The sequence below is a fragment of the Amycolatopsis sp. lyj-109 genome (assembly GCF_046548995.1).
In the GTDB taxonomy this organism is placed as follows: Bacteria; Actinomycetota; Actinomycetes; order Mycobacteriales; family Pseudonocardiaceae; genus Amycolatopsis.
The window spans coordinates 109643-121427 of record NZ_JAJPWR010000014.1; the positions used below are offsets into that span (position 1 = coordinate 109643).

General features: G+C 72.0%; 15 protein-coding genes. 10 read left to right on the forward strand and 5 right to left on the reverse strand.

Features of this window, described 5'->3' with window-relative positions; genetic code table 11:
* Positions 1-3: 3 nt before the first annotated feature.
* From ACLJQF_RS29265 to ACLJQF_RS29280, 4 genes are read left to right on the forward strand one after another with little or no spacing between them, the layout of a single operon-like run.
* On the forward strand, positions 4-297 hold the full coding sequence (locus ACLJQF_RS29265; RefSeq protein WP_410613500.1) for a DUF503 domain-containing protein: 294 nt from the start codon (positions 4-6) through the stop codon (positions 295-297).
* Between the two features lie 19 nt (positions 298-316).
* Positions 317-793, forward strand: a complete 477-nt coding sequence (gene rbfA, locus ACLJQF_RS29270; protein ID WP_410613502.1) for a 30S ribosome-binding factor RbfA — start codon at positions 317-319, stop codon at positions 791-793.
* Positions 794-796: 3 nt separating this feature from the next.
* Positions 797-1621 (forward strand): alpha/beta hydrolase, encoded by an 825-nt coding sequence (locus ACLJQF_RS29275; protein ID WP_410613504.1) that lies wholly within the window; start codon positions 797-799, stop codon positions 1619-1621.
* The gene (locus ACLJQF_RS29280) at positions 1618-2094 is read left to right on the forward strand and encodes a hypothetical protein (RefSeq protein WP_410613506.1); all 477 of its coding nucleotides are present in this window, start codon (positions 1618-1620) and stop codon (positions 2092-2094) included. Before ACLJQF_RS29275 ends, ACLJQF_RS29280 begins: the two co-directional genes overlap by 4 nt.
* Before the next feature lie 155 nt (positions 2095-2249).
* Here the strand turns inward: ACLJQF_RS29280 and ACLJQF_RS29285 are convergent, their stop codons facing one another.
* Genes ACLJQF_RS29285 through ACLJQF_RS29295 form a run of 3 tightly spaced genes read right to left on the reverse strand, consistent with a single transcriptional unit; the run spans position 2250 to position 3599 of the window.
* Positions 2250-2438, reverse strand: coding sequence for a hypothetical protein (locus ACLJQF_RS29285; protein WP_410613508.1), 189 nt, complete (start codon positions 2436-2438; stop codon positions 2250-2252).
* Between the two features lie 4 nt (positions 2439-2442).
* On the reverse strand, positions 2443-3060 hold the full coding sequence (locus ACLJQF_RS29290) for a class I SAM-dependent methyltransferase (protein WP_410613510.1): 618 nt from the start codon (positions 3058-3060) through the stop codon (positions 2443-2445).
* Positions 3057-3599 carry a TetR/AcrR family transcriptional regulator gene (locus tag ACLJQF_RS29295; protein ID WP_410613512.1) on the reverse strand — a complete coding sequence of 181 codons (543 nt, stop codon included), beginning with the start codon at positions 3597-3599 and terminating at the stop codon, positions 3057-3059. The genes ACLJQF_RS29290 and ACLJQF_RS29295 overlap by 4 nt, the downstream gene beginning before the upstream one ends.
* A gap of 156 nt (positions 3600-3755) precedes the next feature.
* On the opposite strand from ACLJQF_RS29295, the gene ACLJQF_RS29300 reads away from it, so the two are divergent.
* Positions 3756-3986: a hypothetical protein gene (locus ACLJQF_RS29300; RefSeq protein ID WP_410613514.1), complete on the forward strand. Its 231-nt coding sequence runs from the start codon at positions 3756-3758 to the stop codon at positions 3984-3986.
* 17 nt (positions 3987-4003) lie between these two features.
* Positions 4004-5152: an SPFH domain-containing protein gene (locus ACLJQF_RS29305; protein WP_410613516.1), complete on the forward strand. Its 1149-nt coding sequence runs from the start codon at positions 4004-4006 to the stop codon at positions 5150-5152.
* Positions 5153-5164: 12 nt separating this feature from the next.
* Here the strand turns inward: ACLJQF_RS29305 and ACLJQF_RS29310 are convergent, their stop codons facing one another.
* Positions 5165-6196: a TRM11 family SAM-dependent methyltransferase gene (locus ACLJQF_RS29310; protein WP_410613518.1), complete on the reverse strand. Its 1032-nt coding sequence runs from the start codon at positions 6194-6196 to the stop codon at positions 5165-5167.
* A gap of 25 nt (positions 6197-6221) precedes the next feature.
* Here ACLJQF_RS29310 and ACLJQF_RS29315 point away from each other — a divergent pair, with 25 nt between their 5' ends.
* From ACLJQF_RS29315 to ACLJQF_RS29325, 3 genes are all read left to right on the forward strand, one after another.
* Positions 6222-7211: a DHH family phosphoesterase gene (locus ACLJQF_RS29315; RefSeq protein ID WP_410613520.1), complete on the forward strand. Its 990-nt coding sequence runs from the start codon at positions 6222-6224 to the stop codon at positions 7209-7211.
* 107 nt (positions 7212-7318) lie between these two features.
* Positions 7319-8641 (forward strand): MATE family efflux transporter, encoded by a 1323-nt coding sequence (locus tag ACLJQF_RS29320; protein ID WP_410613522.1) that lies wholly within the window; start codon positions 7319-7321, stop codon positions 8639-8641.
* Positions 8642-8930: 289 nt separating this feature from the next.
* Positions 8931-10253: an MFS transporter gene (locus ACLJQF_RS29325; protein ID WP_410613524.1), complete on the forward strand. Its 1323-nt coding sequence runs from the start codon at positions 8931-8933 to the stop codon at positions 10251-10253.
* Between the two features lie 69 nt (positions 10254-10322).
* On the opposite strand, the gene ACLJQF_RS29330 is transcribed toward ACLJQF_RS29325, so the two are convergent.
* Positions 10323-10787, reverse strand: a complete 465-nt coding sequence (locus tag ACLJQF_RS29330) for a GNAT family N-acetyltransferase (RefSeq protein ID WP_410613526.1) — start codon at positions 10785-10787, stop codon at positions 10323-10325.
* Between the two features lie 66 nt (positions 10788-10853).
* Between ACLJQF_RS29330 and truB the strand changes: the two genes are divergently transcribed.
* Positions 10854-11759: a tRNA pseudouridine(55) synthase TruB gene (gene truB / locus ACLJQF_RS29335; RefSeq protein WP_410613528.1), complete on the forward strand. Its 906-nt coding sequence runs from the start codon at positions 10854-10856 to the stop codon at positions 11757-11759.
* Positions 11760-11785: the final 26 nt, after the last annotated feature.

Here is an 11785-nt window from a genome sequence, read left to right on the forward strand (position 1 = left end):
CCTATGTTCGTCGGAGCCCTCGAGCTCGACATCCTGCTCGGCGACGTTCATTCGCTGAAGCAGAAGCGATCCGTGGTCCGTCCGGTGCTGGCCGAGGTGCGCAAGCGCTTCGCCGTGTCGGTGGCCGAAGCCGGGCACACCGAGCTGCACCGCCGGGCCCTCATCGGGGTGGCCGTGGTCGCCGAAGGTGGCGAGCACGTCCGGGACGTGCTCGACTCGTGTGAGCGGTACGTGGCGAGCCGGCCGGAGTTCGAACTGATCTCCGCCCACCGCCGGCTGCTCGGCCCAGACGATTAACTTTCTCTAGGAGAACGACATGGCCGATCCTGCTCGGGCTCGCAAGCTCGCCAAGCGGATCTCGCAGATCGTCGCGTCGGCGATCGAACACGAGGTCAAGGACACCCGGCTGGACTACGTGACCATCACGGACACGAAGGTCACCGGCGACCTGCACGACGCCACGGTGTACTACACCGTGCTCGGCGAGAAGCTGGACGTCCCCCCGGACTTCGCCGGTGCCGCCGCCGCCCTCGAATCGGCGCGCGGGATGCTCCGCACGAAGGTCGGGCAAGGCACCGGGGTCCGCTACACGCCCACGCTGACGTTCGTCGCGGACACCATCCCCGAGGAGTCGAAGCGGATCGAGGACCTGCTCGCGAAGGCCCGTGAGGCCGACGCGGAGGTCGCGCGCCGCTCGGCGGGAGCCCAGCACGCGGGCGACGCCGACCCGTACAAGGCGCCTCGCGAAGAGGCCGAAGACGACGAGTTCGCGGAGGAGGAGAGCCGGAGCTGACCCGTGCTCTCCCGCCGCAGCCTGCTCGCCGGCAGCGCACTGGCGCTGCTGGTGGGCTGCTCGTCCCCGCCGTCCGGGCCACCGCCCGGCCCGCCGGCGGTGCCAGAGCCGACCGGCCCGTCGCCGCTGCGTGACCCGGTGACGGTCCAGCGCATGCACTCGGCGGCCCGCGGCACCGATGTCGACCTGGTGCTGATCACCCCCGAAGGCGTCCCGGCCTCGGGACTGCCGGTGTGCCTGGCCCTGCACGGCCGCGGCGCCCAGGCGCGGACGTTCCTCTCACTCGGCGTCCCTGCCGTGCTGACGGCGGCGGTCCGCGCCGGAACCCCGCCGTTCGCCATCGCGGCCATCGACGGCGACCACTATTGGGTGAACGTCGGGAGCGACGACGACCCGCAGCGCATGCTCACCGACGAAGTCCCGGGCTGGCTGGCTGCCCGCGACCTGCGTCCGCCCTCGGCGGTGTTCGGCATTTCGATGGGCGGCTTCGGCGCCTTGCGGTTCGCCCGTGCGCACCCGGACCTGAAAGCGGTGGCGACGGCGAGTGCGGCGCTGTTCGTGAGCTGGCCGGACGCCCGCAGCCGCAAGGTGTTCGCGGACGAGGCGAACTGGCGGGCGGAGGAACCCCTGCTGCACACGGCCGAGCTGCGTCCCGCGGGCCTCGGCGTGTGGTGCGGCGAGTCGGACCCGTTCCTCGGCGCCGACCGCAAGCTGGTGAAGGCGGTTTCGCCCGCAGTGTCCCGGTTTTCCCCGGGCGCGCACAATGACGAATACTGGCGGGGAGTACTGCCGGAGATCGTGAAGTTCGTGGGGGAGCGCCTGTCATGACCGATCCGTGCGGCCTGTCCAAGGCCGTCTGGACCGACGCCGACTTCCCGCAGATGGGCTGGCACGACAGCTACGTCCACGCGCTCGGCATCGTCGAGGACGACGACCCGCCGCCGGGCCGGCTCCTGCTGGACCTGGACTACATCGTCCGCTGGGTCGAGCCGGCCCGGCGCGAGAAGCACTTCACGTTCTGGATCGCCCCGGCGACCCTGGTGTTCGACGAGGCCTGGGACATCACCGGCAACCTCGGCCCCCTGCACGGCGGCTTGGAGATCGCGGACCTCCACTGCCTCGACGCACCGGACGACAAGCCGTACCCGTTGTGGCACATCGAGGGGCACGAGTTCGACCTGAAGCTCCGGGCGCGCGGCTTCCGGCAGTACATCCGCACCCCACCCCGGCACGTCTCCCGGCAGGTGCTCACCATGGCCGAACGCGGGGGACTCGGCTTCGCCGAGCAGGCCTTCGCCTAGTGTTGCGCGCGGCCCGGTTCAAGCGCCCCAATGTGGCCTTGGTTGCGTCTGACGCACCCAAGGCGGCCTTCGGTGCGTCAGACGCACCGAAGGCCGCCTTGGGGCGCTCGGGTTGGTGAGCATCAACGAATTTGCCGGTGAAGTGGCCGTTCGGGTCACTCGCCGCAGTAGTAGACGTCGCCGCTGTTCACCGGAACGGGGTAGTCGCGCTGGCTCCAGGTCCAGAAGTTGTGCTGGACGGCGTTGCTCGACGGGTCGAACACGAGGTAGCCGAGCCGCAGGTAGTTGCTGCCGGCGGCGTCGGTGAACCCGGCGACGCTGACCACCCCGTTCTGCTTGCCCACCGGGCTACTTCGAAGCGAACAGAATGGCCTGCGCCACCTCGGCTCCGGGCCTCAGCAGCCATTCCGCGTCCACGGTGAACCCGGCTTCCCGCACCCGCCGGGCGAGCCACCACGGCTGCCGGAGGTGGACGTTGACCCGCATCGGGTGCCCGCCGTAGCCCTGGCTCTTGAGCCGGGTGCCCGCGCCGACGTGGTAACCGATCACCAGCAGCCCGCCCGGCCGCAGCACGCGGTGGAAGTGGCCCAGTGCCACCGGCACCGCCTCGTCGGGGACGTGGATCAGCGACCAGGACGCCAGCACGCCCGCGACCGACGCGCCGGGCAGCGCGAGGTCCGTCATCGACCCCACTTCGAACCGCAGCCGAGGGTGCGCCCGGCGAGCCAGGTCGATCATCCCCGGGGAAAGGTCGATGCCGGACGCGTCGACGCCGAGCGAAGCCAGGTACGCCGTGAAGTGCCCCGGGCCGCAGCCGACGTCCACCGCCGGCCCGTCGACCTGTGTGGCGAACAGCGTCAGCGCGGCCTTGAGGTACGGCTCCTTCTCGAGCGCGTCCGACACGAACTCCGCGTAGCTTTCGGCCACCGTGTCGTACGAGGTGGCGGTGTCCGCGAGCCAGGTCATCGCGGGCGCAGCCCGTCGAGCACCAGGGTGAGCCCGCGCCGCCAGTCCGGTGCCGCGGATGCCCCGGCGAACACCACCGCCAGGTCGGCGAGCTGGAAGTCCGCGCGCAGGACCCCGGCCTCCTGCGCCCGCTCGATGATCCGTTGCATCCGGGAAGCGTTGGCGTGCTTGGCCTTCTCCAGCCCCGACGCCGGATCGAACGCCCGCGCGCACACCTGGGTGAACCCGCGGTCGGCCACCTGCATCCGGATCGACCCCTCGAGGAACAGGACGAATCCCTCCCACGGGTCTTCGCAGGCGAGGGCTTCTTCGGTCACCGCCTGCGCCTCCTCGAGCGTGGGCAGGAACGCGGCCTCGACGAGGTCGGCCCGGGTCGGGAACCGGTTGTAGAGGGTGCCGATGGCGACCTCGGCGCGCCGCGCGATCTCGTCGAGCGGGGCGTCGACGCCCTTGGCGCCGAACACTTCCCGCGCGGCCGCGACGAGCGCCTCCCGGTTGCGCCGGGCGTCCGCGCGCAGGGGACGTTGCTCGACGGTCACGGTCCGCGAGTATAGCCGCGCACGCTCGAGCGGCCCGCCTGGTTGCCTCCTGATCGGAACCTCACAGTGCCTGCCTCGCGCGTCCGCCGGGAGCACAATGGGGTACAGCGGGGGCTGATCCCGCACCGAGACGGCCACCGAGGGAGGTCGGCACCCATGCACTCCGATCTCTCTCCGTCCGGCCGCACCGGAGTCCTCCTGGTCGGCACCCGCGGGCAGCGGGGCCCCGGGGAGGTGCTGATCAGGATCAGGGGTGGCCTGGAAACCTTCCTTGCCTGGTCCGACACGGAGCTGCCGAAGGGCGCGACCGTCCTGGTCGTGGAAACCCGGGGCCGGCGCACGGTCGACGTCGTGGCGTGGGACGCCTCGGATCCCGCTTCCCAGTGATTTCAGAAGGACTGTCGATGTTCGGTTATCGCGTGCCGGCTCCCAACGAGGCGATGCTGATCTCCGGGGGCAAGAACAGCAGCAGCGCGTCGCCGTTCCGGGTCGTCACCGGCCACGGTGCGTTCGTCATGCCGGTCTTCCGGAAAGTCCGGTTCCTCACGCTCGCCATGTGCGAGGCGGAAGTGACCGAAGTGTGCGTGACGAAGCAGGCCATCGCCCTCACGGTCCGGGCGGTGATCGCGTTCAAGGTCGGCAACGACACGGAGAGCATCGTCAACGCCGGCCAGCGGTTCCTCTCCGACCAGGACCAGATGTCCGTGCTGACCGGCCGGATCTTCGCCGGCCACCTGCGGTCCATCATCGGGTCGATGACCGTCGAGGAGATCATCACCGAGCGGCAGAAGCTCGCGACCGAGGTGCTGGACGGCTCGGCGCTGGAGATGGCGAAGATCGGCCTCACCGTCGATGCCCTGCAGATCCAGTCGATCGACGACATGAAGCTCGGCTACATCGCCGCGATGGCCGCGCCGCACAACGCCGCCATCCAGCGCGACGCGCAGATCGCCCAGGCCGTGGCGAACAAGACCGCGGCGGAGGCCGAACAGGAGTCGCAGCGGACGCAGGCCGAGTACGCCCGGCAGACCTCGATCGTGCAGGCGCGGTACCGCGCCGAAGTCGAGGCGGCCCAGGCGCAGGCGGCCCAGGCCGGTCCGCTGGCGCAGGCGAAGGCGCAGCAGGAGGTCATCGACGCGCGCACCGAGCTGGCCCAGCGCGAAGCCGAGCTGCGGCAGCAGCAGCTGGTGGCCGAGGTCATCAAGCCCGCCGACGCCGAGGCCGAGCGGATCCGCATCCTGGCGATCGCCGAGGCGGAGAAGATGCGTGTGCAGGCGGAGGCGGCCGCGTCGAACAACCGGGTCGCGCTCGACCGGATGCTCATCGACCAGCTGCCGCAGATCGTCAAGGAGGCCGGGCGAGGGCTGTCGGGGGCGAACGTCAACATCCTCAACGGCGCCGACGGCCTCGGGGAGATGGCGGCCGGCCTGGTCGGCCAGGGACTGTCCATCTTGGACTCGGTGAAGCGCGGCCTGAGCACGCCGCCGTCGGCTCCCGCCGTGGCGCCGGAGGAGAACGGGCAGGCGCCGGTGAAGGGCGAGCTCACCCGGTAGCGTTTTGTCGACTCAGGAAGCCGGCTTCGCCGCGACGACCAGGTCACGCAGGATGGCCTGGTCCACCCGGTGGGCGAACTCCTCCCACGGCCCGCCCTCGCGGACGTCCAGCCCGGCCTTCCGGAGCACCGCGACCAGCTCTTCGCGCGGCAGCACGGTGGTGTTCCACGAAATCCCGAGCGCGCCGCCGGGCTTCAGCACCCGCGTCCACACCGGCACGGCCGCCGCGAGCAGGTCGCGCGGGCTGCGTTGCAGACCTGCCTCGCGGTGGCTGCCGTGCTGGACGCCGTACGGCGCGTCCGTGACGATCACGTCGCAGGAGTTCGCCCGCAGCACCTCGTCGGTGGTCAGGGTGTCGGCGCTGAAGTAGGTGAGCTTGCGGGTGTCGCCCGCTTTGTACGCTTCCTTGTCCAGCGCGTACTCGACGTCGAGCCGCCGGCCGAGCCGGACCTTGTTGCGCCGCAGCTGGCCCGACTCCGCGGTGTGCTTCACGCGCTTGTTCCGCAGCCACGTCTTGATGAACGCCTCGTAGGCCTCGAAGTCCTTGGCGTCGACGTCCAGGCCGGTCGCGTGCAGGCCGTACATCATCGCCTGGTTCAGCGTGGTGCCGCGGCCGCACAGCGGGTCGAGCAGGTACTTCGGCCGGTCCGAGAACGGGTCCGCCGTCGCCAGCAAGGTCACGTTCACCAGCAGCTTGGTGAACAGCTCGTTCGTCTTGCCCGCGTACTTCTGGATGGTCAGCAGGTCCGAGTCGGCCTTCGCCAGCGGTGTCACGCGCACCGGTCGGAGGACGCCGTCACCCAGCTCGAACAGCGCGTACAGCGACGAGACGTTCGACAGCAGCGCGAGGTCGCTCTCGCCGAGGGGCGCCGAGCTGGTGAAGCGCACGTAGCCGACGCCGCCGAGCTCGACCTCCTCGATCGCGGACAGCTCGGCCGCCAGGCTCGCGCCGAACACCGCCAGCTCGGCGCGCAGCAGCGCGGGGGAGGAGGCGGCGTAGACCCGGTTGGCCGAGGGGTAGACCAGCATCGCGTACTCAGGCATCCCGCAGAGCGTAGCGTGACGCACCGTGACCCCTACTTCGGCGCAGGACATCCGGGACGCGGCGGCACTGCTCGCGGCGGCAACCGACGTGACGATCCTCGGCCACGTGCGGCCGGACGCGGACGCGCTGGGCAGCGCACTCGCCCTCGGCCGGGCGCTGCTCCGGCGTGGTGCGCGGGTGCGCGTCTCCTTCGGCGAGCCCGACGAGGCCCCGGAGACGCTGCGGTGGCTCGACGAGGACGGCCTCCTCACGCACCCCGACGCCCTCCCGGACTCCGACGGGCTGCTCGTCTGCGTCGACACGCCGACGCCGAAGCGGCTGGGCCGGCTCGCCGGGCGCGTCGAGCTCGCCGGCGCGGTGCTGGTGATCGACCACCACGCGACGAACACGTTCTACGGCACCTGCCACGTCGTCGACGAGAGCGCCGAGGCCAGCGCGGTCCTCGTGTTCCGCGTCCTGGATGAACTGGGCGCCGAGCTGGACGAGCCGATCGCGCGCGGGCTCTACGCGGGGATCGTCACCGACACCAGCGGGTTCCGCCGGGCGAGCCCGGAGACGCACCGGATGGCGGCCCGGCTGCTGGAAGCGGGGGCCGACCCGGAAGCCATCGTGCGCCGGATCGTCGACGAGCGCCCGTTCGCCTGGCTGCCGATGCTCTCGTCGGTGCTGCGCGAGGCCCGGTTGGAGCCGGAAGCCGCGCAGGGCCGGGGTTTCGTGCACGCGGTGGTCGGCGCCGAGGCGGCGAGCACGGTCCGCGGCGAGGAGGTCGAGTCGGTCATCGACGTCGTCCGCTCGGTGCGGGAAGCGGCCGTCGCGGCGGTGCTCAAACAGGACCCGGCGCACCTGGGGCAGTGGCAGATTTCGTTGCGTTCCATCGGGATCGACGTCTCGGCGGTGGCGGCGGAGTTCGGTGGCGGCGGGCACCGGCAGGCCGCGGGCTGCACCATCGCGGGTTCGGCCTCGGACGTCATCGCGGGCCTGCGCGAGGCCTTGGAGCGGGCGCCGCTGCTGTAGCCCCGCTGTAGCCCCCGCCGCGAGGTCTTGAATGACTCATTCAGGACCTCCGGCGTCCTGAATGAGTCATTCAAGACGCCGGTGGGGCGGCGGTTAGAGTCCGGTTCGTGGCGAACGTGGAGGAGATCGAACGGGTTCCGGCGAAGCGCGTGCTGGGCCTGGCCGTGCCCGCGCTGGGGGTGCTGGCCGCCGAGCCGTTGTACGTGCTGGTCGACACCGCCGTGGTCGGCCACCTCGACGCGCTGTCGCTGGCCGGGCTCGCGCTCGGCGGCGTCGTGCTGGCCCAGGTGTCGAGCCAGCTGACGTTCCTGTCGTACGGCACGACGTCCCGCACCGCCCGGCTGCACGGCGCCGGCCGCCGGGCCGACGCGGTGCGCGAAGGCGTCCAGGCGACGTGGCTGGCGGTGTTCGTCGGGCTCGTCGTGCTGGCCGCGGGGCAGCTGCTGGCCTGGCCGGTCGCGCGGGTGCTTTCGGGGAGTGACGAGATCGCGTCCGCCGCCGTGTCGTGGCTGCGGATCGCGCTGTTCGGGGCGCCGCTGATCCTGGTCACCATGGCCGGCAACGGCTGGATGCGCGGGGTGCAGGACTCCGCGAAGCCGTTGCGGTACGTGCTGGCGGGCAACGGGATCTCGGCCGTGCTGTGCCCGGTCCTCGTCTACTGGGCCGGGCTGGGGCTGGAGGGTTCGGCCATCGCGAACGTCGTCGCGCAGGTGATCTCGGCGGCGCTGTTCTTCGCGGCGCTGGCTCGCGAAAAGGTCGGGCTGCGGCCGGACTTCAAGGTGATGCGCGCCCAGCTCGGCCTCGGCCGCGACCTGGTGCTGCGCAGCCTGGCGTTCCAGGCGTGCTTCGTCTCGGCGGCGGCCGTCGCGGCCCGGACGTCGACCGAGGCGGTCGGGGCGCATCAGGTGGTGCTGCAGCTGTGGACGTTCCTGGCGCTGGTGCTGGACTCGGTGGCGATCGCCGCGCAGTCGCTGGTCGGGGCCGCGCTCGGGGCGAACTCGGCGCGGCAGGCGCGCGGGGTCGCGTCGCAGATCACCGGGTACGGGCTGCTGATGGGTTGCTTCCTGGGCGTGCTGTTCGCGGCGCTGTCGTGGGTGCTGCCGCACGCGTTCACGTCCGACCCGGGCGTGCTGGCGGAGATCCCGCACGCGTGGTGGTTCTTCGTGGCCCTCCAGCCGATCGCGGGCGTGGTCTTCGCCCTGGACGGCGTCCTCCTCGGCGCGGGCGACGCGGCCTTCCTCCGCAACGCGACGCTCGGCAGCGCGGCCCTCGGCTTCCTCCCGCTGATCTGGGCGTCCCTCGGCTTCGGCTGGGGCCTCACGGGCATCTGGACCGGCCTCTCCCTCTTCATGGTCCTCCGCCTTGCTGCGGTCCTGGCCCGCTGGCGTTCCGGAAACTGGGCGATAACCGGCGCCACCCGCCCCACCTGAATCCGTAACTCGCGTGATCAGAGGGTCGACTCGCGTGATTGAAGAGTCGACTCGCGTGATTGGAGGGTCGACACGGCGGGGCTTGCACGTCGCCCGTGTCGACCCTCCAATCACGCGTGATGGCTCCCCAATCACGGGTGTCGACCCTCTGAGCACGGGTGATGGGTCTTACCTGTGGGGAAAATTACGCGGGTTGCGGCTATGGTTCGTGGTTGCTTAGGCGATACAAGTAGTAGGGACGGCAGCGTGGGCGTCCTGCGCCCCGAATCGACCGACCCTGGAGGAACCTGTGCCCGCCACCGGCCGTGCCACCGCCCGGTCCTGGCTGATCTGGCTCGCCGCCGTCACCGTCTACCTGCTCGCCGTCTTCCACCGGACGTCCTTCGGTGTCGCCGGGCTGCAGGCCGCCGAGCGCTTCGGCGTCGGCGCGGCCGCGCTCGGCACCTTCACCGTCCTGCAGGTCGGTGTCTACGCCGCGATGCAGATCCCGACCGGTGTCCTGGTCGACCGCTACGGTCCCCGCCGCGTCCTCACCGTCGCCGTGCTGGTCCTCGGCGCCGGCCAGCTCCTGCTCGGCGTCGCCCACTCCTACGGCCTCGGCCTGCTCGCCCGCGGCGTCCTCGGCCTCGGTGACGCGCTCACCTTCGTCAGCGTCCTGCGGCTGGTCGCGGCCCACTTCCCGGGCCGCCAGTACGCCCTGCTGACGTCGTTCACCGCGGCCGTCGGCTATATCGGCAACCTCGCCGCCACCGTCCCGCTCGCCCTGGTGCTCGACGGCGCCGGCTGGACCCCCACCTTCCTGGCCGCCGGTGCCGTCACGGTCCTCTACACGGTCGTGGTGGCCCTGCGGGTCCGCGACGTCCCGGCGGGCGAACAGCCGCCCGTCCGCGAGCAGGTCCGCGCCCGCGAGCTCGCCCACCGGGTCGCCGAGGCCTGGCGGACGCCGGGGACGCGCCTGGGCTTCTGGGTCCACTTCAGCACGATGTTCGCCCCGAACGCCCTGACGCTGCTCTGGGGCGTTCCCTGGCTGGTCCAGGGCCAAGGCCAGTCGAAGGCGACGGCGAGCGCGCTGCTCACCGTGTTCGTCTTCGGTTCGATGGCGGGCGGCCCGTTGCTCGGTGGCCTGATCGGCCGCCGCCCGTCGCTGCGGATGCCGCTGGTCGGCGGCTACATCGGCGGGGCCGCGCTGGTCTGGGCGGTGGTGCTGGGCTGGCCGGGCCAGGTGCCGCTGCCGGTCCTGGTGCCGGCGTTCGCCTTCCTCGCCCTCGGCGGCCCGGCATCGATGATCGGCTTCGCGCTGGCCCGCGACTACAACCCGCTCAGCCGCGTGGGGACGGCGACCGGCGTGGTCAACGTCGGGGGCTTCGTGGCGACGACGATCGCCGCCCTCGCCGTCGGCGTGCTCCTGCAGCTGACCGGCGGGAACTTCCGGCTGGCGCTGCTGGCCCTGGTCGCGGTGCTGGCCATCGGCACGGTCCGGATGCTCGTGTGGTGGCGTCGCACGCGCACCCACCTGTTCCTCGCCGAGGCCCGCGGCGAGGAGCTGCCGGTCCGGATCACCCGCCGTCGCTGGGACGCGGCCCTCCCCGAGACGCCGATCGTCGCCGCCTGATCACCCGCCCGGAAGCGGCTCCCGGCGGCGAGATCGGCCGCGTCGAAGGTGACGACCGCCCTGCCGCGGTCACCGCCGGACCGGCGCCTGCAGGAGCTCCGGCGCCACCGCGAACCCGCGCCGCTCGTAGGCGGGCACGGCCCGCGGCGACGAGTGCACGGTGACCCGCTCCAGCCCCAGCTCCGCGGCGAGCCGCAGGACGCCGTCGATCAGCTGCCCGCCGAGGCCGCCGTCCCGGGCTTCCGGCACCACGTACACGCTCTGCACGTCCCCGGCGGCCCGCGACGGCGCCGCCGGCGTCGGTACCCGCGGGGTGATCGCCAGGAACGCCATCCCGAGCACCTGGCCGGCACGCACCAGGACCAGGCAGCGGTGGGTGGCCGCGTTCTCCCGCGCCCAGACCGCGAACTCGCGCACGAACACCTCCCGGCCCGCATCGGGCAGGCCGTCCCGTCCGGCGACCCAGCGCCACCGGAGCTCCGCGACCGTTTCCAGCTCGGCGGGCCGGGCGGCCCGGACTTCGATCTCCGTCACGTCTCCATCCTGGCCCGGCCGAGCGGCCTGATCGAGCCACGACCAGTGGCCGCTAGGGTTTGCCGCGTGTCGAGCTCGAATCCGCCCCGCCGTCCTGCCCCGCCTCCCGGCCTCCTCATCGTCGACAAGCCCGCTGGCATGACGTCGCACGACGTCGTCGCGCGCGCCCGCCGGATCATGGGCACCCGCAAGGTCGGGCACGCCGGCACGCTCGACCCGATGGCGACCGGCGTGCTGGTGCTCGGCATCGAACGCGCCACCAAGCTGCTCGGCCACCTGGCCCTGGACCGCAAGACCTACCTGGCCACCCTGAGCCTCGGCAGCAGCACCACGACCGACGACGCCGAGGGCGAGGTCCTCACGCAGGCCGGGACCGTGAACGTCGACGACGATGACATCGCCACCGGCGTCGAAAAGCTGACCGGCGACATCCAGCAGGTCCCCAGCGCCGTCAGCGCGGTCAAGATCGACGGCAAGCGCGCCTACGCCCGCGTCCGCGCCGGCGAGGACGTCGTCATCCCGGCCCGCCCGGTCACCGTCTACCGCTTCGACGTCCTCGCCGTCCGGCACGAAGAGGACCACGTCGAGGTCGACGCCGTCGTCGAGTGCTCGTCCGGCACCTACGTCCGCGCGCTGGCCCGGGATCTCGGCGCGGACCTCGGCGTCGGCGGCCACCTGAAGGCCCTCCGGCGCACCACGGTCGGCCCCTTCACGCTCGCCAAGGCGAGGACCCTCGACCAGCTCGAAGAACAGCCCGAACTGAGCCTCGACCTCGACGCCGCCGTCGCCGCCGCGTTCCCGCGCCGGGACGTCGACGCCGCCACGGCGAAAGCGGTCCGCCACGGCCAGCGCATCCCGGCGGCCGGCGTCGAGGGCACCTACGGGCTCTTCGGTCCCGACGGCCGGGTGCTCGCCCTGGCCGCCGACGAACAAGGCGTGTCCCGCGCGGTTGTCGTGTTGCTGCCCGCCTAGGGTGGGCTCGAGAGACGGGAGTGTGA